The organism is Paraburkholderia sp. J8-2 (assembly GCF_905220195.1).
Taxonomy (GTDB): Bacteria; Pseudomonadota; Gammaproteobacteria; order Burkholderiales; family Burkholderiaceae; genus Paraburkholderia.
In genome coordinates this window covers 95,205-117,333 of record NZ_CAJMZA010000009.1, presented here as the reverse complement: position 1 = coordinate 117,333, position 22,129 = coordinate 95,205, and the positions used below count along the sequence as shown (strand labels likewise).

Sequence of the window (22,129 nt, the reverse complement as noted above, 5' to 3'; positions counted from 1 at the left end):
GCTGAAGGGCGAATGGGGACTTAGCGCGTGACGGCTTCGCCGAGGAAGTGGCGCGCGTAACGCTCGTTGATCTCCGAAAGGCGGAAGAGCGTGAGGAAGTCGGCGGTGTTGAAGTCAGGGTCCCAGGCGGGCGCACCGCAGATTTTCGCGCCGAGGCGCAGATAGCCCTTGATGAGCGGCGGCGGCACGGCGGGGGCGCCGGTGCGCAGTTCCTCGACGGGCAGCGGCGTGTGCGGGAAGGCGCGATACTCGGGCGCGGTCAGCGCGTTCGCGCCGAGCGCGCAGTACAGGTTCGCCGCGTAGTGGCCGCCGTCGGCCATGGCGACGCTCGCGCAGCCGAGCATCGTCTCGTAGCCGTTGTGCTGCATATAGCCGCCCAGACCGCCCCACAGCGACATGATGACCGAGCCGCTGCGGTAGTCGGGGTGCACGCACGAGCGGCCCACCTCGACCATTTTCGGGCGCAGGTGCGCAAGGCGCGAGACGTCGAATTCGCTTTCGGCATAGAGGCGGCCGATGCGCGCCGCCTGGTGCGGCGGCAGCACGCGGTAAGTGCCGACGACCTTGAGCGTGTCGAGGTCGCGCACGAGCAGGTGGTCGCAGTACGAGTCGAAGGCGTCGACGTCGAGACCGGCCGGGCCGGTCAGGCGTGCGCCCATTTCTTCTGCGAACACGCGGTAGCGCAGACGCTGGGCCTCGCGCAGTTCCTCGTCGGTGCGAGCCCAGGCGACCTGCAGCCGATGCTGCGCGGTGACCGTTTCTTCGGCACGCGGCAAGCGTCGGTTCGACTCGAACAACGTCGAGGCGAATGGCAGGGAGGGCGTCGGCAGATCTCGCATGGGGCGTCCTGGTCGGAAGTAAGAGAACTTTCCCGGCAATTTAGTAATACGCGGTTACGTTTCCATGAAAACGCAATGACGATTCGATGACGTGGTGTAAGGCAGACGGGCGAGGTCGCCGGATGGGCGGGGCGGCGGGCGCGGTTAAACCGCGGTTGAACTGCGGTTTAACCGCTGAAGGGCCGCCTGCAGGCGGCCCGGTGGAAGGTGGAGGCGGGCGGAGGACTAGACGAGCTCGGGCGTGATGGCCGCGTGCAGGACGGCCTGATCGTCGCCGTTGCGGTCGCGGCTGGCGAGCCAAAGCACGCCGGCTTTCTTCACCGCCCAGCTGCGCGAGTCGGTGCCACCCGAGAGCAGGCGCGCCGCGACCTCGCCGAGCGTGGGCTGATGGCCGACCACCACGACCGTGGACGAGAGGCCCTTGGGCCAGCCCACGGCGGTGAGTACCTGCTCGACGCTCGCATCGGGCGCGAGTTCGCGCACGACGCGATATTGGTCGGTGAGCGCCTCGGCGGTCTGGATGGTGCGCGCGGCGGGGCTGGCGAGGATCACGGCGTCGTCGGGCAGGCGCGCGCGCAGCCACCGCGCGACGTTCTGCGCCTGCTTGCGCCCGCGCGTGGTGAGCTGGCGGGCGAGGTCGCTGGCGGCGATATCTTCGGCTTCGGCGTGGCGCCAGAGGATGAGGTGCATGGCGTCTCCTTTTGTTAGCTCATTGGCTCATTGGGTGCATGTGCGGCGTGTGCTCACATGGTGCACGCCCCGCTGCTAAGCGGCAAGCGCGTGATGCGGATCGCATTTCGTCTCGCTTTTTTCGCTGTGTCGTACGCGGATTTGACGGCACAGGGGCACTACCGCTACAATCTCTGATTCGTCGGAGCGTAGCGCAGCCTGGTAGCGCATCTGATTTGGGATCAGAGGGTCGTAGGTTCGAATCCTATCGCTCCGACCAGCAATACCGAGGGGTTACACGCCATTGGCCTGTAGCCCCTTTTCTTTTTCCTCGCATCGCTTGGCTTGCGTTTCGTCGTACGGCCGCGTTCCATTTGAAAAGCCGCCGAGCTTATAAAATACGGATCGGCCACACTTCCCGTGGCGATCGCACCCTGGCAGCCATGTTACGTTTATCCGAAGTCAAACTCCCCCTCGACCACGCCGAAAGCGATCTTGAAGCCGCGATTCGGGGACGCCTCGCGGAACTCGGCGTAGCGGCAGACGCGCTCGTCCGCTACACCGTCTTCCGCCGTGCGCACGATGCACGCAAGCGCTCGGATATCAAGCTGACCTATATCGTCGACATCGAAGTCAAGGACGAGGCGAAGGTGCTCAAGCGGATCGCCGGCAAGCCGCATTGCGGGGCGACGCCGGACATGACCTACCGCTTTGTCGCGAAGGCGCCGGAGCACTCGACGCGCCCCCGCCCGGTGGTGATCGGCATGGGGCCGTGCGGGCTGTTCGCAGGACTGATCCTCGCGCAGATGGGCTTTCGTCCCATCATCCTCGAACGCGGCAAAGCCGTGCGCGAGCGCACCAAGGACACTTTCGGCCTGTGGCGCAAGTCCGTGCTCAACCCTGAATCCAACGTGCAGTTCGGCGAAGGCGGGGCGGGGACGTTTTCCGACGGCAAGCTCTACAGCCAGATCAAGGATCCGAACCACTACGGCCGCAAGGTGCTCGAGGAGTTCGTCAAGGCCGGTGCGCCGGAAGACATCCTGTATCTGAGCCGGCCGCACATCGGCACGTTCCGGCTCGTGAGCATGGTGGAAAAGATGCGCGCCACCATCCACGAACTGGGCGGCGAAGTGCGCTTCGAAACGCGCGTCGAAGACATCGAGATCGAGCAGGGCAAGGTGCGCGCGCTCAAGCTCTCGAACGGCGAGACGCTGCCGTGCGACCACGTCGTGCTGGCGGTTGGCCACAGCGCGCGCGACACGTTCCAGATGCTGCACGATCGCGGCGTGTTCATGGAAGCGAAGCCGTTTTCGCTGGGTTTTCGCATCGAGCACCCGCAGGGGGTGATCGATCGCAGCCGCTTCGGCAAGTTTGCGGGCCACAAGGAGCTTGGCGCGGCCGACTACAAGGTGGTGCATCACGCGAACAATGGCCGGTCGGTCTATAGCTTCTGCATGTGCCCCGGCGGCACGGTGGTCGCGGCGACCTCCGAACCCGGCCGCGTGGTCACCAACGGCATGAGCCAGTATTCGCGGGCCGAGCGCAACGCGAATGCGGGCATCGTCGTCGGCATCACGCCGGAGGATTATCCTGGCGGCCCGCTTGCGGGCATCGCGTTCCAGCGCAAGTGGGAAGAGCGGGCGTTCGAGCTCGGCGGCGGCAATTACCAGGCGCCGGGGCAACTCGTGGGCGACTTTATCGCCGGGCGGCCGTCGACGTCGCTGGGCTCCGTGGTGCCGTCCTACAAGCCGGGCGTGCATCCGACCGATCTCAGCACCGCGCTGCCCGACTACGTGATCGAAGCCATCCGTGAAGCCCTTCCGCAGATCGACAAGAAGCTCGCAGGCTTCGCGATGCACGATGCGGTGCTCACGGGCGTCGAGACGCGCACGTCGTCGCCGCTGCGGATTCGTCGCAAGGACGATTACCAGAGCGTGAACGTCGAGGGTCTGTATCCGGCCGGCGAAGGCGCCGGGTATGCCGGCGGCATCTACTCGGCGGCCATCGACGGCATCGAGGTGGCGCAAGCCGTGGCGCTCAGTCTGACGTCGGCGCACGCGTCCTGATAGCGAAAAACGACGGGCGGGATGCGCCGGCGCGTCCCGCAGTTCGTCTTCCAGTTCGTCCCTCAGTGTTCCCCTTCAGCGCGCCCTTCAGCGTGCGCGCTACTCGCCTGCCTTAAGCGGCGTTTGCCCCGGACGTAAGCCCCAGCGTCCGGGAGTAATCAATCCCCCATTTCCCGCCTTCCTCCAATCCCATAAAATACTGTATAAATATACAGGTGGAGGCGAACCGGCCTCCTGCTTGCCGATGCCCCATTTCCTGCTGGGCAGGGCGGAGCGTTCCCATCAACCAGGCTACGAACCATGGCAGCAGCCGTGCAGACCACTGCGCAACTCGCCGCGCACTTGCCCCCCCGGCTGCAAAGCCGCGTGTGGCAGGGCGATCAGCTTGCGCACGCCAGCGAGCGCTCGGTGCCGAGCGGCCACGCCACGCTCGACGCCCAGCTTCCCGGCGCCGGCTGGCCCGCAGGCAGCCTGACCGAACTGCTCGTCGAGCAGGGCGGCGTGGGCGAGATGCGGCTCGTCGCTCCAGCGCTGCGCGCGCTTACCGCACAGGCGGGCCGGCACGTGCTGCTCGTCGCGCCGCCATGGCGCCCGTACGCCTGCGCGCTCAAGGCGTGGGGGCTCGCGCTCGAGCGCGTGATCTGGGTGCGTGCGGCCGAAGACGAGGCCGCCTGGGTGGCCGAGCAGGCGCTCAAGCAGGAAGGCATGGGCGCCGTGCTGCTCTGGCAGACGAAAGCGCGCCCCGACGCCGTGCGCCGTCTGCAGGTCGCCGCCCAGGATTCGCAGGCGCTCGCGTTTCTCGTGCGGCCGCTCGCCGCGCGCAACCAGTCGTCGCCGGCGCCGCTGCGCATGACCTGCTCGCCGGTGCCGCCGCCCGACGACGCGAACCTGAACCGGCGGCAATGGATGCAGCTTGCCGCGCTCTGCGTCGATATCTTCAAGCGCCGCGGGCCGCCGCCCGCCCAGCCACTCGTCATTACATTGCCGCTGCAGGACGCGGTGCTGCCCCAGCCGGACGCAGCCTCCGTCGTCATGCCGTGGCCCGGGGTCAATCATGCTGTGGATCGCCGTCACCTTGCCGTTGTTGCCGCTGGAGGCCGTCAGACCTCTGATGCCGCCGGCGCCGTCAACAGCGCGCCTGCCTGAAAGCGCCGATGCCGATGCCGTCAGCGCGCCGCGCTGCTACGCGCTCGCCGACCACACGCGCATCCTGATCGCCGATCTCGACGCGCTGCGCCTGGGCGTCGAGCCCGGCAACACGCGCTCGCATGCGCTGGCGCTTGCGCCGGGGCTCGTGCTGCTCGAAGCCGATCCGGCGCGCGAGACCCGTGCGTTCGAGGCGCTCGCGCTCGCGTTGCTCGCCTATACGCCCAAGGTGTCGTTCGCGCAGTCGCACACACTGTTGCTCGAAGTCGGCTCGGGTTTGCGTCTTTTCGGCGGCGTGCGCGCGCTGCTCGGGAAGGTTGCGGCGACGGTGGCGGGCTGCGGACACACCGCGCGCATCGCCTGCGCGCCCACGGCGTGGGGCGCGTGGACGCTCGCCCAGGCGCGCGTCACGCGTTCGTCGCGCCGCTGGCACGTGCTCAAGGAAACGACGCTCGCGCGCGTGCTCGATTCGCTGCCGGTCACGCTTGCGCCGTTCGCCGCGCAGCACGACCACGCGCTCACGCAGATCGGCTGCGCGACGCTCGGCGATCTGCGGCGGCTGCCGCGCGAGGGCATCGTGCGGCGTTTCGGCGACGGCGTGCTCGGCTGGCTCGCGCAGGCGCGCGGCGAAGCGCCTGATCCGCGTGTCTGGTTCGCCGCGCCGCCGTCGTTTCACGCGGCGCTCGAATTGCAGGCGCGCGTGGAGAGCGCCGAGGCGCTGCTCTTTGCCGCGCGCCGGCTCGTGATGCAGCTGGCCGGCTGGCTTGCCGCGCAGCACGCGGCGTTGAGCGGCTTCGAATTGCGTCTGGAGCACGAACTGGCTTCGCGGCATGCGCCGCGCACCTCGACGCTCGCGATCGCGTGGGCGTCGCCTTCGCGCGACGCCGAGCATCTGCTGTGGCTGCTGCGCGAGCGCCTGAATCAGACCGAGCTTGCCGCGCCCGTCATTGGACTTGCGCTCGTCGCCTCGCAGGTGAGCGAATACGCGGCACCCACCGACACGCTCTTTCCGATGGCCGAGGCCGCCGAAGCATCGCTCGGGCAGCTCTTCGAGCGCATCGGCGCGCGGCTTGGCGAGCAGAACGTGCTGCAGCTTTTCGTCGAGGACGATCATCGGCCCGAGCTGGCGATGTCGGCGCGGCCTTACCGCGAGAGCGGCGCCAAGCGTGCGCGCAAGCCGCGCAAGGCAGGCAAGCCGCAGCAGGAAGCGGACGCGAGCGCGCCCGTGCAAAGCGCCTTCGACCTGCCCGAGGTGCCGCTGCCGGCCCAGCCGCGTCCGGCGTGGCTGCTCGAAAAGCCGCTCAAGCTCGCGACGCGCGGTGACCGCCCGGTTTATCGACGGCCGCTGAAGACGCTCACACGCACCGAGCGCATCGAGTCCGGCTGGTGGGACGGCGAGGGCGTCGGGCGCGACTACTACGTCGCCGCCGACGACCAGGGCCGCATGTTCTGGCTGTATCGCGAGCGCATTGGCGGCCAGTGGTATCTGCAAGGCCTGTTCGGCTAGCGCTTGTTCGTCGCTCATTCGGGTTTCAGGAATCATGTCGACCAGCGGGACGGGCGCGCCGTCGCCTTCACAGTTGCCAGCGCAATCGCCTGCACAGTTGTCCGCGCAGTTGCCTGACTACGCGGAGCTGCACTGCCTCACCAACTTCACTTTCCTGCACGGCGCGTCGCGCCCGGGTGAGCTGGTCGAGCAGGCGATCCGCCACGGCTACCGTGCGCTCGCGATCACCGACGAATGCTCGTTCGCGGGCGTCGTGCGCGCCTGGAGTGCGCTCAACGAATACGACGAGGCGCGCAAGAAAGCGCATGACGAAGCCGTGCGCGAGGCCCGCGAACGCGGCGGCAACTCCGCCGCCGCGGCCTTGGGCCCGTTCGAACCGTCGCTGCATTTGCTGATCGGCAGCGAGCTGAATCTCGTCGATGAACATGGCGCGCCGTTCTGCACGATCGTTGCGCTCGCAACGAATCGCGAAGGCTACGGCAATCTGTGCGAGCTGATCACGCTCGCGCGCTCGCGTGCGGCGAAGGGCAGCTATCGCGTGCATCCCGCCGATTTCACCGAGCCCGATCCGGACTTCGAGCATCTGAAGCACTTGCGCGACTGCGTGCTGCTGCTCGTGCCGCAGCGCACGGCCACGCTCGCGCAAACGCTGCGCGCCGCGCACTGGCTCGCGGGCTTCGCGGCCGAACGCGCGTGGCTCGCGCTCGAACTCTGGCAAACCGGCGGCGACGACACGCAGATCGAAGTGCTGCGCCACGTCTCGCAGGAAAGCGGCCTGCCGCTCGTCGCGGCGGGCGGCGTGCTGATGCACGCGCGTTCGCGCAAGCCGTTGCAGGACACGTTGAGCGCGATTCGCATCGGCAAGCCGCTGGCTTCCTGCGGGCGCGCGCTGGAGGCGAATGCGGAGCGGCATCTGCGCTCGCGCGTGCGCCTTGGTGCGATTTATCCGCGCGAGGCACTCGACGCGACGCTCGACGTCGCGCGGCGCTGCACGTTTTCGCTCGGCGAGCTGGCCTACGAATATCCCGAGGAACTGGTGCCGCCCGGCGAAACCCCGCAAACGTGGTTGCGCAAGCTCGTGATGAAGGGCGCCCTGGAGCGCTGGCCCGACGGCCTGAACGACAAGCGCCGCAATCAGATCGAACAGGAACTCGAACTCATCGACGAGCTGAAGTACGAGAAGTACTTTCTCACGGTGCACGACATCGTCCGCTTCGCGCGCGAGCAGAAGATCCTGTGCCAGGGGCGCGGTTCGGCGGCCAACTCGGTGGTCTGCTATTGCCTGAAGATCACGGAGATCGACCCCGTGCGCATGAACATGCTCGTGGCGCGCTTTCTCTCTCGTGCGCGCAACGAGCCGCCCGACATCGACGTCGACTTCGAGCATCAGCGCCGCGAAGAAGTCATTCAGTACATCTACCGCAAGTACGGCACGCGCCGCGCCGCGCTGGCCGCGACGCTCATCACCTATCGCTCGCGCAGCGCGCTGCGCGACGTGGGCAAGGCGCTCGGCCTCGACAATGCGCTCGTCGAAAAGCTCTCGGGCGCGCATCAGTGGTGGGACGGCCCCGATTCGATCGCGCGCCATCTGGAGGAGGCGGGCTTTTCGCCGGACTCGCACGTCACGCAGCAGCTCATTCGTCTCACGCGCGAGCTGCGTGGATTTCCGCGCCATCTCTCGCAGCACGTGGGCGGTTTCGTGATCGCGCGCGACAAGCTCTCGCGGCTCGTGCCAATCGAAAACGCGGCGATGAAGGACCGCTACGTGATCGAGTGGGACAAGGACGATATCGACGCGCTGCGGCTCTTGAAAGTGGACGTGCTCGCGCTCGGCATGCTCTCGGCGATCCGGCGCTCGCTCGAATTCGTGGCGCTAAGGCGCGGGTTGCCGGAGATGCGCGTGCAGGACATTCCCGCCGAGGACCCGGCGGTGTATCGCATGTGCGCCAAAGCCGATACGGTCGGCGTGTTCCAGATCGAGTCGCGCGCACAGCAAAGCATGCTGCCGCGTTTGCGGCCGCGCACGTATTACGACCTCGTGATTCAGGTGGCGATCGTGCGGCCGGGGCCGATCCAGGGCGACATGGTGCATCCGTACCTCAAGCGCAGGCATGGCGACGAAGCGGTGGCGTACGCGAAGGAGGAATTGCGCCCGGTGCTCGAGCGCACGCTCGGCGTGCCGATCTTTCAGGAGCAGGTGATGCATCTCGCCATGGTCGCCGCCGACTACACCGGCGAGGAGGCCGACAAGCTGCGCCGCGCGATGGCCGCATGGCGGCGCGACGGCGATCTGCGTCCGTATCAGGCGGATCTCACGCAGCGCATGCTCAAGAAAGGTTACTCGCTGGAGTTCGCCGAACGCATCTGCAAGCAGATCGAGGGTTTCGGCGACTACGGCTTTCCGGAAAGCCATGCGGCGAGTTTCGCGCTGCTCGTCTACACGAGTTCGTGGCTCAAGCGTTACGAGCCCGCGGCATTTCTGGCAGGACTGCTGAACAGTCAGCCACTCGGTTTTTATTCGCCTTCGCAGCTCGTGCAGGATGCGAAGCGTCACGGCGTGCAGGTGCGTGCGCCCGATATCGCGTTGAGCGACTGGGCGTCGGTGCTGGAGCGGCGCGGCGCACCGGGGGAGCGGCTCGATGCCGGGGCGCTGCGCGTGCGCCATGCCGAGGTGCTGCGGTATCGCGCGCTGCTGGGCGCGGCTGCGCTGTTGCTGCGCGGCACGCTCAAGCGCGGCGGCCGGCGGCACAGGTTCATGGACGGCGCGAAGCGCGTCGTGCGCTCACGCATTGCGCTCGCGCCGCGGCGCTATGGACGCGACGGCCCGGCCGTGCGCCTCGGCTTCAGTCTCATCAAGGGCTTTTCCGAAGATGCCGCGCGGCGGGTGATGGAGGCGCGCGAGCGCGCACCGTTCACCGATGTCGACGACCTCGCGCGCCGCGCGGCGCTCACGCGGCGCGAACTGGAGGCGCTGGCGGCGTCGAACGCGCTTGCGAGCATTGCGGGCCACCGGCGCGAGGCATGGTGGGCCGTGACGGCGCAGCACGCGGTGCCTGCGCTGTTGCGCGATGCGCCCGTTGCCGAGGCGCCGCTCGCGTTGCCGCGTGCTTCCGAGGGCGCGGAAATCGTCGCCGATTATGCGAGCCTGCGTCTCACGCTCAATCGCCATCCGCTCGAACTGCTGCGCCACGGCCTCACCAAGCAGCGTTTTCGCACGGCGGAGCAACTGGCGCATTGCCGGCACGGCATGCTCGCGCGCGTGTGCGGCATCGTCACGGTGCGGCAGCGGCCGGGCACGGCGAACGGCACGATCTTCGTTTCTCTGGAAGACGAAACCGGCACCATCAACGTGATCGTGCACGCGGCGCTCGTCGAGTCGCAGCGCAAGGCGCTGCTCGGGTCTTCGCTGCTGGCGGTGGCGGGCGTGGTGCAGCGCGAAGGCGAGGTGGTGCACCTCGTGGCGCACCGGCTGGAGGACCACAGCCGGCTGCTTGGGCGGCTCGCAACGGAGAGCCGGAATTTCCATTGAATGTTCGCGGCGGGTTTCTACGTAGAAACCATGCGCGCAACGGCCTCGTGACGGGCCGCTGCGGTGCTCCCCCGCGCTATGCGCCGTCTTTCATGAAAGCGTCGAGCACGGCGCGAATCGCCGCGTCGAACGGCGTGCGGCGGCCCATGCCCAGTGTTTCGAGACGGCTCGAATCGAGATGGCAGTTGCGTGGGCGCGGCGTGGCGTCGGTGGGCGTCGGCTGTGCGAGCAGACGCGCTTCTACGCCCAGTGCCTGCGCGATGCGCTCGGCGATGTCGTACTTCGTCATCGGCTCGTCGCCGGACCATTGCGCGATGCCGCGCACGGGCGCGCCGTCCGCGCAGCGCAGCAGCAGTTCGCGGATCACGAACGCCACGTCGGGCGTGAAAGTGGGGTAGCGCGTGGCCCACGCGTCCATCGGCGCCGCCTGCGCCCCGGGCTGCGCCGACGCGCGGATAGCCGGCACGAGGCTCGTGACCGCCGATTCATGCCAGCCGACGATCGGCCCGTACAGCAAGGGCAGGCGCAGCACGAGCGCGTTGTCGCTGGTTTCGAGCAGGGCCTGTTCGCCTTCGAGCTTGCTGTGACCGTAGGCGTTGAGCGGATTGGGCGTGTCGTCGATACGGTAGGGCGGCTGCGTGCCGTCGAACACGTAATCGGTGGAGATCGAAAGCACCCACGCGTCGCGCTGGCGCGCCGCCGCAGCGACGCTGCGCACGGCATCGACATTGAGCGCACGCGCTGCCGCCGGATCGTGCTCGCACACGTCGGGGCGGCGCTCGGCGGCGGCCAGTACGATCGCGTCGGGCGCCTCGCGCTCGACGAATGCCTTCACGGCCTGCGCGTCGCGCACATCGAGCACGGTCTGCTGCGGGCCGCCATGGCGGAACGCGGTCGGCACGACCTGCCAGGGCGTTTCTGCGGCGAGTTCGCGGACGATGGCGCGACCTAGCAGGCCGGACGCGCCGATCACGGCAACCTTGAACATGGCGCGGCCTGTCAGACGCTGGCCGTGCCGACCACGGTGTAGCCGGCTTCGTCGATCGCCGACTTCAGGACTTCGGCGCTCTGGCTCGATTCGACCTTCACGCGACCGGCGGCCAGATCGATCTCGACTTTGGCTTGCGCGTCGTGTTCGTGGATCGCGCGCGTGACGGCGCCTACGCAGTGCTGGCAGCTCATGCCTTCGACGTTGAACTGGATCATCGTGTGTTCCTTTTTCAGAGATTGAGGCTTGCTACTACTCGATATGAGGCCGCCGGCGGATTATGCCAGCCGGGGCCAGTTGACGCGCTGGACCTTCCCATCATGGGAAGGTGTACGATCAAACCATTGATCAACCTTTGACCAGACAGCGGGAGAACGGCGTGAACATCGGCGAAGCGGCGCGCGAATCGGGCGTCACGGCGAAAATGATTCGCTACTACGAAAGTGTCGGACTGCTTGCGCCCAAAGGGCGTACGGAGTCCGGCTACCGGGTCTATGGTGCGCAGGAGGTGCATTCGCTGCGCTTCATCCGTCAGGCGCGCCGGCTCGGCTTTCTGGTGGACGACATCCGGCGCCTGCTGGCGCTCTGGCACGACCGCTCGCGCGCGAGCGCCGAGGTCAAGTCGATCGCGCTCGAACACGTCGCCGAACTCGACCAGCGCATCGCCGAACTGACCCAGATGCGCGACACGCTCGCCCATCTGGCTTCGCACTGCCAGGGCAACGACCGCCCCGATTGCCCGATCATCGAACGGCTTGCCGACACCGCCGCGACGGACTGCCACGAGCCCGGCCACGCGCACTGAGCGCAGGTGCAACCGCCATGGGCAAATTGCCGCAACCGCACTGACTAATTGCACTATGTTGGTGCGTTTGCGCGCGATTGCTGACAATCGCCTGCGAAAATGCTGAAAAATGTGTCGATAAAACATGATGTTGCCGATTCGTATCCCACCATCATTCCAAAATGGAATGCACGGTATTCGGGCAATTCACTAGCAAAGTTCGGTGCAACCGCTATAATACGGGTTATCCCTAATGAGGGTTATCCCTGATGCGAATTCACCGGGGATCGCCGAACCGAATCCTTGGAGCACACCATCATGTTTGCATTCCTTCTTGAAAAGCTGAGCAACTGGTTTGAAACTGCTGAACGTCGTCGCCGCGAAGCGTATCTCGCATCGTCGGCCGATATCGTCCAGCTCGAACAGCGCATTCGTTCGATCGAGTCGAACGGCTACAGCTCGCTGTAAGCCGGCGCTGCAGGCCACTGACCGGGTGTCGACCCGGTGAGAGCAGCACAGTTTCAAGCCCCGCATTGGCGGGGCTTTGTCATTTCTGCACCACCGATGGAGCAGAGTCTGAGCCTTCCCACCGCGGTAAGGTAAAGTCTTTTTTGCGACAAGCCGTCATAGCAATGGTGTCGCTATCTCTCCGGGGGCCGTTCATGGTGCAAGACCGCATTTCCCATCGCACATTGGTGTCGCCGCGCCGCGCGCCGCGGCGTTTTTCTGTTGCGCGTGCGGGGCTGATCGCCATCGCCATGGCGTGCGCCAGCGCCAGCGTGCATGCGGGGCAGCCGCTGATTCTGGATACGCAAAGAGGGATTAGCGACGGTCAACCGGGCATCGTTCTGCAAAACGCGCCGCTCTCGCACGAACCGATGGTGCAGGCGGCGCAGCCGGCGGGTCTTGCGCCGGATTCGTCGCAGCCCTATGTCGTCGCGCCGTATGTGGAAGTGCAGCAGGGCGGCGGTCGGCCGAATCCGCCGCCGCGGCCGCCACGCCCGCCTCATCGCGAAACGCCGCCGCTTCCCCAGCCGTTGCCGGCCGGGCAGTGACGCCTCAAGCGGAGTGAGGCGGTTCGCGCGGCTCAGTCGCCGCGCGACTCGATCTTGAACTGTGCGCCGGCGTCCTGGCCCAGCGTTTTCACGAGCCAGGGCAGCGCCTCTTTCATCGCCGCTTCGAGCGTGTAGGGCGGGTTCAGGATGAACATGCCGCTGCCGTAAAGGCCGAAACCGTCTTCGGGCGGATTGCTCACTGAAAGCGTGAGGTGCAGCCAGTTCTTGTCCTGCAGGCGCTTGAGTTGCTCCGGAAAGCGCTGCGACTCGGGGCGCGTGACCTGCGGATACCACACTGCATAGGTGCCGTTCGCGAAGCGCTTGAGGCTTTCCTCGACGCAGGTCAGCGTGCGCGCGTAGTCGCGCTTGTCCTCGAAAGACGGGTCGATCAGCACGAGCGCACGGCGCGGCGGCGGGGGCAGGAGCGCCTTGATGCCGTCGAAGCCGTCGCCTGCGTAGATCATCACGCGGCGTCCCGCGTCGTGGAAGCGGTGGCGCAGCACGTCGATTTCCGTGCTGTGCAATTCGAAGAGCCGCATGCGGTCCTGCTCGCGCATGAGACGCCACGCGAGATAGGGAGAGCCCGGGTAGAAGCGCAAGTCGCCATCGGGGTTCAGCGCCGCCACTTCGTCCACGTACTCGGCGAGCGCCGCAGGCAGGTCGTTGCGGCCCCACAGCTTGCCGATACCCGTGTCGAACTCGGCGTTCTTCGTGGCGTAGCCTTCGCGCAATGCGTAGGCGCCCGCGCCCGCGTGGGTGTCGATGTACCAGTACGCCTTGTCCTTCTTGCCGAGGTAATGCAGCAGTTGCACGACGACGGCGTGTTTCAGGACATCGGCATGATTGCCGGCGTGGAAGGCGTGACGGTAGCTCAGCATGATGGACGGGACACGAAGTCCGGTGAGAACGGGGAAAACGGCGGCGGCGCGATTGCTGCGCCGCCTGCCTGCGCCATACGCACACCGCTACCGAAGCAGCGGTGCGCGCAGCGAGGCCGCGTATTGTACGTCACCGCGAGTGCGCAGCCGCAACGCGAGTCACCCGCAGTACGCCAACCTCCCGGACGCGCTCAGGCGTGCCCCCATCCGACGGCGGCGAGCGCGCCGCGCGTTGCGGGCATGCGCGAGACGTCAGTCGTAAGCGTCGCCGACGATGGCCTCGATCTGCACCTTGACGTCCGGCGTGATCTTTTCCGCCACGTCGCGCGCCTTCATGTTTTCACCGATTTGCTCGATACGCGAGGCCCCGGTGATGACCGTGCTCACATGCGGATTCTTCAGGATCCACGCGAGCGCCAGCTGCCCCACCGAGCAGTCGAGCTGTTTCGCGAACTCGGCGAGCTTGCCGACGATCTCGTTCTTGTCAGGGTCGGTAACATTCTTGCGCAGCCAGTCGTAGCCCTGCAGTTCCGCGCGGCTGCCCGACGGCACGCCGCCGCGATATTTGCCGGTGAGCAGGCCCGAGGCGAGCGGGCTCCAGGTGGTGAGGCCGAGGCCAATGTCCTCGTAGAGCCGGCGGTATTCGTCTTCCACGCGCGTGCGATGGAACAGGTTGTACTGCGGCTGCTCCATGACCGGCTTGTGCAGGTGATGACGCTCCGCAATTTCCCACGCGGCGCGGATTTCGTCGGCGCTCCATTCCGACGTGCCCCAGTAGAGCGCCTTGCCGCGCGTGATCATGTCGCTCATCGCCCAGACGGTTTCCTCGACCGGCGTGTTCGGGTCGGGACGGTGGCAGAACACGAGATCGACGTATTCGAGCTGCAGCCGCTTGAGCGAGCCGTCGATCGCGTTCATGAGGTACTTGCGGTTGAGCGTGTGGTACTGGTTGGGCGCTTCGTTCAAGCCCCAGTAGAACTTGGTCGAGACCACGTAGCTCACGCGCGGCCACGCTAGCTCCTTGAGCGCCTGGCCCATGAGCTCTTCCGACTTGCCGCCTGCATAAGCCTCGGCGTTGTCGAAGAAGTTGATGCCCGCGTCGCGCGCCGCCGCGAGCGATTCGCGCGCGAGCCTGGCGTCGACCTGGTTTCCGTAGGTGACCCACGAGCCGATGGACAGTTCGCTTACCTGCAGGCCTGAGCGGCCCAGTCGCCGATAGTTCATTAACGCCTCCTTGTGAGCCGATAAAGCTAGCACGACTTGGCCATTGTTGCTGAACGGCCTTGCGGTGGCTGGCATGCCGCATTGCGCTTTGCACTGCGGCGAAAATCGCTTTTGCTTGTCTTGCTCGATGCTTGGACGAGACGGGTTCATGCACAATAGCCTGGTTGGCCGCGACGCAACATCCGGCCGGATGGCATAAGCCATTCGTCAGGTTTGACGGCGCGCGCTCCGAGGTTTCATCCTGTCCCGTTCACTCACCTGGAGGTGCCCGATGTCGTCTCTCTCACTGAACACGAAACTCGATGGCAAGGTCGCAGTCGTTACCGGCGCGGCCAGCGGCATTGGCAAGCAGATCGCCCTCACGCTCGCGCAGGCAGGCGCTGCGGTCGCCATCGCCGACCTGAACCAGAGCGGCGCGGACGCCGTGGCCGAAGAGATCAAGGGCGCAGGCGGCAAGGCCATCGGCGTCGCCATGGACGTGACCAATGAGGACGCCGTGAACCAGGGCATCGACCGCGTCGCGGCCGAACTCGGCCCGGTGGATATCCTCATCTCGAACGCCGGCATCCAGATCGTGAACCCGATCGAGAACTACGCGTTTTCCGACTGGAAGAAGATGCAGGCCATCCACGTGGACGGCGCATTCCTCACCACCAAGGCGGTGCTCAAGCACATGTACAAGGACGACCGCGGCGGCGTGGTGATCTACATGGGTTCGGTCCACTCGCACGAGGCGTCGCCGCTGAAGTCGGCCTATGTCGCGGCCAAGCACGCGCTGCTCGGCCTCGCGCGCGTACTCGCCAAGGAGGGCGGCAAGCACAATGTGCGCTCGCACGTGGTGTGTCCGGGCTTCGTGCGCACGCCGCTCGTGGAAAAGCAGATTCCGGAGCAGGCCAAGGAACTCGGCATCTCCGAAGAAGAAGTGGTCAAGCGCGTGATGCTCGGCGGCACAGTGGACGGTATTTTCACGACCGTCGAGGACGTCGCGCAAACCGTGCTGTTCCTCTCGGCGTTCCCGAGCGCTGCGTTCACCGGCCAGTCCTTCGTGGTGAGCCACGGCTGGTTCATGCAATAACGCAGGCATCGAGCGCAGGAGGCGCGGCAATGGCGCAACGCAAGAAAGGGCAGGTCCAGTCGAGCGCGGTCGACGACGAAGTCGGCGCGCATGCCGGTGCACAGTCCGGCGCGCATGCCGGCAACGCACCGCATCCGCATGTTTCCCAGTGCGGCCCGCAGGCCAAGGAGTGGGAAACCATCGCGCTCACGCTGCAGGGGGGCGGGGCGCTCGGCGCGTATCAGGCGGGCGTGTACGAAGGGCTCGTCGAGGCCGGCATTGCGCCCAACTGGATCGCGGGCATTTCAATTGGCGCGCTCAATACCGCCATCATCGCGGGCAATGCGCCTGAGCATCGCGTGGCGCGTCTGCGCGAGTTCTGGGAAACGATCTGCCAGCCGGCCTACAGCTTCCCGTTGCCGTCCTTCGTCGAGCACGCGCTCTTCAATGCGAATGCCGCCGTGCGCAAGACGTTCACGGCCATGCAGGCGGCAGGCGCGATCATGGAAGGGCAGAAGGGCTTTTTCGTGCCGCGCTTTCCGCCGCCGCTGCCTCATGGGTCGGGCTCGCCCGAAACGGCCAGCTACTACGACACGAAGCCGCTCAAGGCGACGCTGGAACGTCTGTGCGACTTCGAGCGCATCAACTCGGGCGAAACGCGCGTGTCGGTGGGCGCGGTCAACGTGGGCAGCGGCAACTTCGTCTATTTCGACAACAAGACCACGAAGCTGCGCCCCGAGCATTTCATTGCCTCGGGCGCGCTGCCGCCAGGCTTCGCGGCGGTGGAGATCGACGGCGAGTACTACTGGGACGGCGGCCTGATGTCGAACACGCCGCTCTACGAGGTGATCCAGACCACGCCGCGGCGCGACACGCTCGCGTTCCAGGTCGATCTCTGGAGCGCACGCGGACCGGTGCCCGACAACCTCATCGACGTGCAGGGCCGCGTGAAGGACATTCAGTATTCGAGCCGCACGCGTCTCGTGACCGACATCCTGCAGCGCTCGCAGCGTTACCGCCATGTGCTGCGCGAGGTGCTCGATCGCGTCGCGCCCGAGCATCGCAATGATCCGTGGGTCGCACTGGCGGACGAGCTGTCGTGCTCGAAGAAGTACAACGTAATCCACCTCATCTACCGGCAGAAGGAATACGAGGGGCACTTCAAGGACTACCAGTTCGGCATCTCGACCATGCGCGAACACTGGGCAAGCGGCTTGCTGGACATCCGCGCCTCGCTCGCGCAGCCGGGCTGGCTCGACAAGCCCGATAACGACTCGGGTTTCGTCACGCACGATATCCATCGCGACATGCGCGGCCACGGCGTCTGAGTCATTCGCGGCTTTTGCCACTCGACAAAGAAAAAGGCGTCCGTTCTTCGAACGGACGCCTTTTTTATCGGATCAGCACGCCGCGTTGCAGCAACGCCTTTACTTCAGCACTTGTGCGACTGCGCTTGCCACGACGTCGAGGTTGCGCGTGTTCAGCGCGGCCACGCAGATGCGGCCCGTGCTCACGGCATAGATGCCGAACTCTTCGCGCAGGCGGTCGACTTGTGCAGCCGTCAGGCCCGAGTACGAGAACATGCCGCGTTGCACGTTGATGAAGTTGAAGTCGCGGTCCACGCCAGCGGCCGTGAGGCGCTCGACGAGGCCCGTGCGCATCGCGCGGATGCGGTTGCGCATTTCGCCGAGTTCCGCTTCCCACATGGCGCGCAGGTCGGCCGAGCCGAGCACGGCGGCGACCACCGAGCCGCCGTGCGTCGGCGGGTTGGAATAGTTCGTGCGGATCACGCGCTTGAGCTGCGAGAGCACGCGCGCCGATTCTTCCTTGCTGCTCGTGAGGATCGACAGCGCGCCCACACGTTCGCCGTACAGCGAGAACGACTTCGAGAACGACGACGAAACGAACACGTTGAGTTCCGAAGCGGCGAAGAGGCGCACGACTTCGCCGTCTTCCGCGATGCCGTCGCCAAAGCCCTGATACGCGATGTCGAGGAACGGCACGAGGTTGCGCGCCTTCACGACTTCGATGATCTGCTTCCACTGGTCGACCGTGAGGTCCACGCCGGTCGGGTTGTGGCAGCACGCGTGCAGCACGATGACGGTGCCGGCGGCGTAGCCGTTCAGCGCGGTGAGCATGCCTTCGAAGTTCACGCCGTTGGTCTGCGCGTCGTAGTACGGATACGCGATGACTTCAAAACCTGCGCTTTCGAACAGGGCGCGGTGGTTTTCCCAGCTCGGGTCGCTGATCGCGACCTTGGCGTTCGGGTTCACGCGCTTGAGGAAGTCGGCGCCGATCTTAAGCGCCCCCGTGCCGCCCAGCGCCTGCGCCGTCACGACGCGGCCCGCGGCGATCAGCGGCGAATCGTCGCCGAGCAGCAGTTTTTGCACGGCGGCGTCATATGCGCCGAGACCTTCGATCGGCAGATAGCCGCGCGGCAGACCGGCTTCCACACGCGCCTTTTCGGCTTCGCGCACCGCGCGCAGCAGCGGAATCTTGCCTTCTTCGTTGGTGTACACGCCCACACCGAGGTTCACCTTGGTCGCGCGCGCATCGGCGTTATAGGCTTCGTTCAGACCCAGGATCGGGTCGCGGGGGGCGAGTTCGACAGCGGAAAAGAGGGACATGATCGTTCGGCAAAAGTGAAGGAAGATCGGTTGGGCCGCATGCTGCACCGGCCACGGAACTCGCTATTGTAACGAATCCTCAAGCCGGATTTCCGCGGATTTGCCATTCTCCGCGCCGCTTTCAGGGCTATTTCCGGCACGATTGGGCGGTTTCCGGCGCGCACTCGCTTTGGCGTTCGTCTGGGTGTTCGTCGTCGCCGCGGCGCGCGGCCCTTGCAGCGCCGCCGTTACGCCCCATGTATGCGTAAGCCCGCCTCGTCTCGCCCCAGGCTTGCTCATCGGCAAGATTCGGCAAGACGCTAGAATAGTTGTTTGCTCCGCGCACAGGATGCCCCCCATGTCCGACCACACCGTCGCCGACGCGAGCGCGCTCGACGAGTCGAAATTCGTCCAGTACGAAGGCTCGCCGTTCCAGCTCTACCAGCCGTACCCGCCGGCCGGCGACCAGCCGACGGCCATCGAAACGCTCGTGGAAGGCGTGGAGGACGGCCTCTCGTTCCAGACGCTGCTTGGCGTGACGGGCTCGGGCAAGACCTACACGATGGCGAACACCATCGCGCGCCTGGGCCGCCCGGCCATCGTGTTCGCGCCGAACAAGACGCTCGCCGCGCAGCTCTACGCCGAGTTCCGCGAGTTCTTCCCGCGCAATGCCGTCGAGTACTTCGTCTCGTACTACGACTACTACCAGCCGGAAGCCTATGTGCCGCAGCGCGATCTCTTCATCGAGAAGGATTCGTCGATCAACGAGCACATCGAGCAGATGCGGCTTTCGGCCACCAAGAGCCTGATGGAGCGGCGCGACGTGGTGATCGTTGCGACGGTTTCGGCAATCTACGGTATCGGCAATCCGTCCGAGTACCACCAGATGATTCTCACGCTGCGCCACGGCGACCGTCTCGGCCAGCGCGACGTCATCGCGCGCCTGATCGCCATGCAATACACGCGCAACGAGCAGGACTTCCAGCGCGGCACGTTCCGCGTGCGCGGCGACACCATCGACATTTTCCCGGCCGAACACGCCGAAATGGCCGTGCGCGTGGAACTGTTCGACGACGAAGTGGAAACGCTGCAGCTCTTCGATCCGCTCACGGGCCGCGTGCGCCAGAAGATTCCGCGCTTTACCGTCTATCCGTCGTCGCACTATGTGACGCCGCGCGAGACCGTGCTGCGCGCCGTTGAAACCATCAAGTCCGAATTGCGCGAGCGCCTCGAGTTCTTCCATACGGAAGGCAAGCTCGTGGAGGCGCAGCGCCTCGAGCAGCGCACGCGCTTCGACCTGGAAATGCTTCAGGAGCTGGGCTTCTGCAAGGGCATCGAGAACTATTCGCGGCACTTCTCTGGCGCGCTGCCCGGCGAGCCGCCGCCCACGCTCGTCGATTACCTGCCGACCGACGCCATGATGTTCCTCGACGAGTCGCACGTGCTGATCGGCCAGTTCAACGGCATGTACAACGGCGACCGCGCGCGCAAGGAAAATCTCGTCGATTACGGCTTCCGGCTGCCTTCTGCGCTCGACAACCGGCCGCTCAAGTTCAACGAGTTCGAGCGCAAGATGCGCCAGGTCGTGTTCGTTTCGGCCACGCCCGCCGACTACGAGAAGAAGGTGACGGGTCAGATCGCGGAACAGGTCGTGCGGCCCACGGGCCTCGTCGACCCGGTGATCGAGGTGCGGCCCGCATCGACGCAGGTCGATGACGTGCTCGGCGAGATCAACGAGCGCGTGGCCGTGGGCGAGCGCGTGCTCGTCACGACGCTCACCAAGCGCATGGCCGAGCAGCTCACCGAGTTTCTCTCGGACCACGGCGTGAAGGTGCGCTATCTGCATAGCGACATCGACACGGTCGAGCGCGTGGAGATCATCCGCGACCTGCGTTTGGGCACTTTCGACGTGCTCGTGGGCATCAACCTGCTGCGCGAAGGCCTCGACATTCCCGAAGTCTCGCTCGTGGCGATTCTCGACGCCGACAAGGAAGGCTTCCTGCGCGCCGAGCGCTCACTCATCCAGACGATCGGGCGTGCCGCGCGTAACGTGAACGGCAAGGCCATTCTCTATGGCGACCGCATTACCGACTCGATGCGCCGAGCGATCGACGAAACCGAGCGCCGCCGCGCCAAGCAGATCCACTTCAACGAAGAGAACGGCATCGTGCCGCGCGGCGTGGTCAAGCGCATCAAGGACATCATCGACGGCGTCTACAACGTCGATGAAGCCCGCGCCGAATTGCGCGAGGAGCAGGAGCGCGCGAAGTTCGAGGACATGTCCGAGAAGCAGATCGCCAAGGAAATCAAGAAGCTCGAAAAGCAGATGATGGACTACGCGAAGAACCTCGAATTCGAGAAGGCTGCCCAGACGCGCGATCAACTCGCGGTGCTGCGCCAGCGCGTGTTCGGGGCGAACGTGGGCGACCATCCGATCTGAGCATCGGGCCACGAGACGGGTGGGGCGGCTTTGCGCCGCACCCTGCCTGTTCCATTCGAATGCCTTTCGTCAGATCCCGACGCTGCAACCGGGCCGCTAGCCGCCGTAAGCCCCTGTTAACAAATCGCTGCTAAAACCCTGTCGCGGTTGGGTTTTCCGCGCCTCCGAATTTGTCCCTCATCTGCATCGGTGTTAAACTTCGCCATTATTGAGAATTGTTCGCATTAGCGTTATTACATGGACGCAGCGAACGTAGGTCGGATGTAACCCTCATATATAAAAACCAGGAGTTTCGATGCGGATTCACTCTCTCTTGCGCGGCACTGCCGTCATCGCGGCCGCCACGGCGGCGTTTGCGGCCAACGCGGCGGAATACCCGATCGGCAAGCAGGCAATCCAGGGCGGCATGGAAATTGGCGCGGTCTATCTGCAGCCGATCACGATGGAGCCGGAAGGCATGATGCGCAAGGCCTCGGATTCCGACATTCACCTCGAATCGGACATCCACGCGGTCAAGAACAACCCGACCGGCTTCGCCGAAGGCGACTGGATGCCGTATCTGCAGGTTCACTACGAACTCACCAAGCCGGGTTCGAGCTACGTGCAAAAGGGCGACCTGATGCCGATGGTCGCCAACGACGGCCCGCACTACGGCGACAACGTGAAGCTCGCCGGCCCCGGCAAGTACCACCTCAAGCTGATCGTCGAGGCGCCGATGCAGACGGGCCACATGGCGTTCGGCCGTCACGTCGACAAGGAAACGGGCGTGGGCCCGTGGTTCAAGCCGATCACGCTGGAATACGATTTCCCGTTCGCGGGCATCGGCAAGAAGGGCGGTTACTAAGTCGTAGTTAGTGTCACCCGGCAGTGCGAGCGGCGGCGCGTATCTCGTCCAGCGCCGCCGCATGAATGGCAGCAAGGAGCAGGTAAAACCCATGACTGGAAAGCGGAAGTTTGCGGCGCTCGCGCTCAGCGCGTCTTTTGCGGTGTCGCTCGCGGGCGTGGCCACGATCGCGCACGCCGAAGATCTGCCCACGTTCAAGCTCGAAATGAACGACGGCAAGCTCAACCCGGCGCGCATCGAAGTGCCGGCGGGCAAGCGCATCAAGATCGAGGTGCGCAATACGGGCAAGGGCGCCGCGGAGTTCGAGAGCGTTCAGTTGCGCAAGGAAAAGGTGCTGGCGCCCGGCGCGGATTCCTTCGTTGTGATCGCGCCGCTCGATCCGGGCGAGTACAAGTTCTTCGACGATTTCCACCAGCAGGCGCAGGGCGTGATCGTCGCGAAATAAGCGTCGCGAAATAAGCGTAGCGAAGTAAGGCCGCTGGCGTGTAGCGCCGGTAGCG

19 protein-coding genes and 1 tRNA gene are annotated in these 22,129 nt (G+C 65.7%); 13 read left to right on the top strand and 7 right to left on the bottom strand.

Annotation, left to right across the window (positions count from 1 at the left end; all coding sequences use genetic code 11):
* Window positions 1-20 precede the first annotated feature (20 nt).
* On the bottom strand, window positions 21-839 hold the full coding sequence (locus U5A52_RS21045) for a GNAT family N-acetyltransferase (RefSeq protein WP_321912437.1): 819 nt from the start codon (window positions 837-839) through the stop codon (window positions 21-23).
* Window positions 840-1,064: 225 nt separating this feature from the next.
* Complete coding sequence (sixA, locus tag U5A52_RS21040; RefSeq protein WP_321912435.1) at window positions 1,065-1,529, bottom strand: phosphohistidine phosphatase SixA; 465 nt, start codon at window positions 1,527-1,529, stop codon at window positions 1,065-1,067.
* A 182-nt stretch (window positions 1,530-1,711) separates the two neighbouring features.
* On the opposite strand from sixA, the gene U5A52_RS21035 reads away from it, so the two are divergent.
* From U5A52_RS21035 to U5A52_RS21015, 5 genes are all read left to right on the top strand, one after another.
* A tRNA-Pro gene (locus U5A52_RS21035) sits at window positions 1,712-1,788 on the top strand.
* Between the two features lie 163 nt (window positions 1,789-1,951).
* The gene (locus tag U5A52_RS21030; RefSeq protein ID WP_321936085.1) at window positions 1,952-3,574 is read left to right on the top strand and encodes an NAD(P)/FAD-dependent oxidoreductase; all 1,623 of its coding nucleotides are present in this window, start codon (window positions 1,952-1,954) and stop codon (window positions 3,572-3,574) included.
* Window positions 3,575-3,874: 300 nt separating this feature from the next.
* Window positions 3,875-4,720 (top strand): translesion DNA synthesis-associated protein ImuA, encoded by an 846-nt coding sequence (gene imuA, locus U5A52_RS21025; protein WP_321912432.1) that lies wholly within the window; start codon window positions 3,875-3,877, stop codon window positions 4,718-4,720.
* Window positions 4,629-6,227, top strand: a complete 1,599-nt coding sequence (locus tag U5A52_RS21020; RefSeq protein ID WP_321936084.1) for a DNA polymerase Y family protein — start codon at window positions 4,629-4,631, stop codon at window positions 6,225-6,227. Before imuA ends, U5A52_RS21020 begins: the two co-directional genes overlap by 92 nt.
* Before the next feature lie 34 nt (window positions 6,228-6,261).
* Window positions 6,262-9,756, top strand: a complete 3,495-nt coding sequence (locus U5A52_RS21015) for an error-prone DNA polymerase (protein WP_321936083.1) — start codon at window positions 6,262-6,264, stop codon at window positions 9,754-9,756.
* A gap of 76 nt (window positions 9,757-9,832) precedes the next feature.
* Here the strand turns inward: U5A52_RS21015 and U5A52_RS21010 are convergent, their stop codons facing one another.
* Together U5A52_RS21010 and U5A52_RS21005 are read right to left on the bottom strand one after the other, a co-directional pair.
* Window positions 9,833-10,744, bottom strand: coding sequence for an SDR family oxidoreductase (locus U5A52_RS21010; RefSeq protein ID WP_321936082.1), 912 nt, complete (start codon window positions 10,742-10,744; stop codon window positions 9,833-9,835).
* An 11-nt stretch (window positions 10,745-10,755) separates the two neighbouring features.
* Window positions 10,756-10,962 carry a heavy-metal-associated domain-containing protein gene (locus U5A52_RS21005; RefSeq protein ID WP_321912425.1) on the bottom strand — a complete coding sequence of 69 codons (207 nt, stop codon included), beginning with the start codon at window positions 10,960-10,962 and terminating at the stop codon, window positions 10,756-10,758.
* A gap of 161 nt (window positions 10,963-11,123) precedes the next feature.
* Here U5A52_RS21005 and cueR point away from each other — a divergent pair, with 161 nt between their 5' ends.
* The 3 genes from cueR (at window position 11,124) to U5A52_RS20990 (ending at window position 12,583) form a co-directional block, all read left to right on the top strand.
* Complete coding sequence (cueR, locus tag U5A52_RS21000; protein WP_321912423.1) at window positions 11,124-11,549, top strand: Cu(I)-responsive transcriptional regulator; 426 nt, start codon at window positions 11,124-11,126, stop codon at window positions 11,547-11,549.
* 297 nt (window positions 11,550-11,846) lie between these two features.
* On the top strand, window positions 11,847-11,996 hold the full coding sequence (locus U5A52_RS20995) for a DUF3563 family protein (protein WP_321912421.1): 150 nt from the start codon (window positions 11,847-11,849) through the stop codon (window positions 11,994-11,996).
* 194 nt (window positions 11,997-12,190) lie between these two features.
* Window positions 12,191-12,583 carry a hypothetical protein gene (locus U5A52_RS20990; protein WP_321936081.1) on the top strand — a complete coding sequence of 131 codons (393 nt, stop codon included), beginning with the start codon at window positions 12,191-12,193 and terminating at the stop codon, window positions 12,581-12,583.
* Window positions 12,584-12,615: 32 nt separating this feature from the next.
* Here the strand turns inward: U5A52_RS20990 and U5A52_RS20985 are convergent, their stop codons facing one another.
* Together U5A52_RS20985 and U5A52_RS20980 are read right to left on the bottom strand one after the other, a co-directional pair.
* Window positions 12,616-13,461 (bottom strand): 23S rRNA (adenine(2030)-N(6))-methyltransferase RlmJ, encoded by an 846-nt coding sequence (locus U5A52_RS20985; RefSeq protein ID WP_321912419.1) that lies wholly within the window; start codon window positions 13,459-13,461, stop codon window positions 12,616-12,618.
* A 252-nt stretch (window positions 13,462-13,713) separates the two neighbouring features.
* Window positions 13,714-14,685, bottom strand: coding sequence for an aldo/keto reductase (locus U5A52_RS20980; protein ID WP_321936080.1), 972 nt, complete (start codon window positions 14,683-14,685; stop codon window positions 13,714-13,716).
* Between the two features lie 271 nt (window positions 14,686-14,956).
* Here U5A52_RS20980 and U5A52_RS20975 point away from each other — a divergent pair, with 271 nt between their 5' ends.
* Both U5A52_RS20975 and U5A52_RS20970 read left to right on the top strand, forming a co-directional pair.
* Window positions 14,957-15,760, top strand: a complete 804-nt coding sequence (locus U5A52_RS20975; RefSeq protein ID WP_233882158.1) for a 3-hydroxybutyrate dehydrogenase — start codon at window positions 14,957-14,959, stop codon at window positions 15,758-15,760.
* A 29-nt stretch (window positions 15,761-15,789) separates the two neighbouring features.
* Window positions 15,790-17,067, top strand: a complete 1,278-nt coding sequence (locus tag U5A52_RS20970) for a patatin-like phospholipase family protein (RefSeq protein WP_321936079.1) — start codon at window positions 15,790-15,792, stop codon at window positions 17,065-17,067.
* Window positions 17,068-17,166: 99 nt separating this feature from the next.
* Here U5A52_RS20970 and U5A52_RS20965 read toward each other — a convergent pair whose 3' ends face one another.
* A complete protein-coding gene (locus tag U5A52_RS20965) occupies window positions 17,167-18,366 on the bottom strand; it encodes an amino acid aminotransferase (protein WP_321912412.1) in 1,200 nt (399 codons plus the stop codon).
* A 337-nt stretch (window positions 18,367-18,703) separates the two neighbouring features.
* Here U5A52_RS20965 and uvrB point away from each other — a divergent pair, with 337 nt between their 5' ends.
* The 3 genes from uvrB (at window position 18,704) to U5A52_RS20950 (ending at window position 22,074) form a co-directional block, all read left to right on the top strand.
* A complete protein-coding gene (gene uvrB / locus U5A52_RS20960) occupies window positions 18,704-20,785 on the top strand; it encodes an excinuclease ABC subunit UvrB (protein WP_321912410.1) in 2,082 nt (693 codons plus the stop codon).
* A 295-nt stretch (window positions 20,786-21,080) separates the two neighbouring features.
* The gene (locus U5A52_RS20955) at window positions 21,081-21,629 is read left to right on the top strand and encodes an iron transporter (RefSeq protein ID WP_201698127.1); all 549 of its coding nucleotides are present in this window, start codon (window positions 21,081-21,083) and stop codon (window positions 21,627-21,629) included.
* Window positions 21,630-21,720: 91 nt separating this feature from the next.
* Window positions 21,721-22,074, top strand: coding sequence for a cupredoxin domain-containing protein (locus tag U5A52_RS20950; protein ID WP_321912406.1), 354 nt, complete (start codon window positions 21,721-21,723; stop codon window positions 22,072-22,074).
* The last annotated feature ends 55 nt before the right edge of the window (window positions 22,075-22,129 follow it).

What these genes read in the sequence shown, in the direction of transcription:
- U5A52_RS21010 (WP_321936082.1), bottom strand. Translation starts at nt 10,744, where the DNA reads ATGTTCAAGGTTGCCGTGATCGGCGCGTCCGGCCTGCTAGGTCGCGCC.
- U5A52_RS21015 (WP_321936083.1), top strand. Translation starts at nt 6,262, where the DNA reads ATGTCGACCAGCGGGACGGGCGCGCCGTCGCCTTCACAGTTGCCAGCG.
- U5A52_RS20980 (WP_321936080.1), bottom strand. Translation starts at nt 14,685, where the DNA reads ATGAACTATCGGCGACTGGGCCGCTCAGGCCTGCAGGTAAGCGAACTG.
- U5A52_RS21045 (WP_321912437.1), bottom strand. Translation starts at nt 839, where the DNA reads ATGCGAGATCTGCCGACGCCCTCCCTGCCATTCGCCTCGACGTTGTTC.
- U5A52_RS20985 (WP_321912419.1), bottom strand. Translation starts at nt 13,461, where the DNA reads ATGCTGAGCTACCGTCACGCCTTCCACGCCGGCAATCATGCCGATGTC.
- U5A52_RS20955 (WP_201698127.1), top strand. Translation starts at nt 21,081, where the DNA reads ATGCGGATTCACTCTCTCTTGCGCGGCACTGCCGTCATCGCGGCCGCC.
- U5A52_RS20975 (WP_233882158.1), top strand. Translation starts at nt 14,957, where the DNA reads ATGTCGTCTCTCTCACTGAACACGAAACTCGATGGCAAGGTCGCAGTC.
- U5A52_RS20950 (WP_321912406.1), top strand. Translation starts at nt 21,721, where the DNA reads ATGACTGGAAAGCGGAAGTTTGCGGCGCTCGCGCTCAGCGCGTCTTTT.
- U5A52_RS20995 (WP_321912421.1), top strand. Translation starts at nt 11,847, where the DNA reads ATGTTTGCATTCCTTCTTGAAAAGCTGAGCAACTGGTTTGAAACTGCT.
- U5A52_RS21020 (WP_321936084.1), top strand. Translation starts at nt 4,629, where the DNA reads ATGCTGTGGATCGCCGTCACCTTGCCGTTGTTGCCGCTGGAGGCCGTC.
- U5A52_RS21005 (WP_321912425.1), bottom strand. Translation starts at nt 10,962, where the DNA reads ATGATCCAGTTCAACGTCGAAGGCATGAGCTGCCAGCACTGCGTAGGC.
- imuA (WP_321912432.1), top strand. Translation starts at nt 3,875, where the DNA reads ATGGCAGCAGCCGTGCAGACCACTGCGCAACTCGCCGCGCACTTGCCC.
- U5A52_RS20990 (WP_321936081.1), top strand. Translation starts at nt 12,191, where the DNA reads ATGGTGCAAGACCGCATTTCCCATCGCACATTGGTGTCGCCGCGCCGC.
- U5A52_RS20965 (WP_321912412.1), bottom strand. Translation starts at nt 18,366, where the DNA reads ATGTCCCTCTTTTCCGCTGTCGAACTCGCCCCCCGCGACCCGATCCTG.
- uvrB (WP_321912410.1), top strand. Translation starts at nt 18,704, where the DNA reads ATGTCCGACCACACCGTCGCCGACGCGAGCGCGCTCGACGAGTCGAAA.
- U5A52_RS20970 (WP_321936079.1), top strand. Translation starts at nt 15,790, where the DNA reads ATGGCGCAACGCAAGAAAGGGCAGGTCCAGTCGAGCGCGGTCGACGAC.
- U5A52_RS21030 (WP_321936085.1), top strand. Translation starts at nt 1,952, where the DNA reads ATGTTACGTTTATCCGAAGTCAAACTCCCCCTCGACCACGCCGAAAGC.
- sixA (WP_321912435.1), bottom strand. Translation starts at nt 1,529, where the DNA reads ATGCACCTCATCCTCTGGCGCCACGCCGAAGCCGAAGATATCGCCGCC.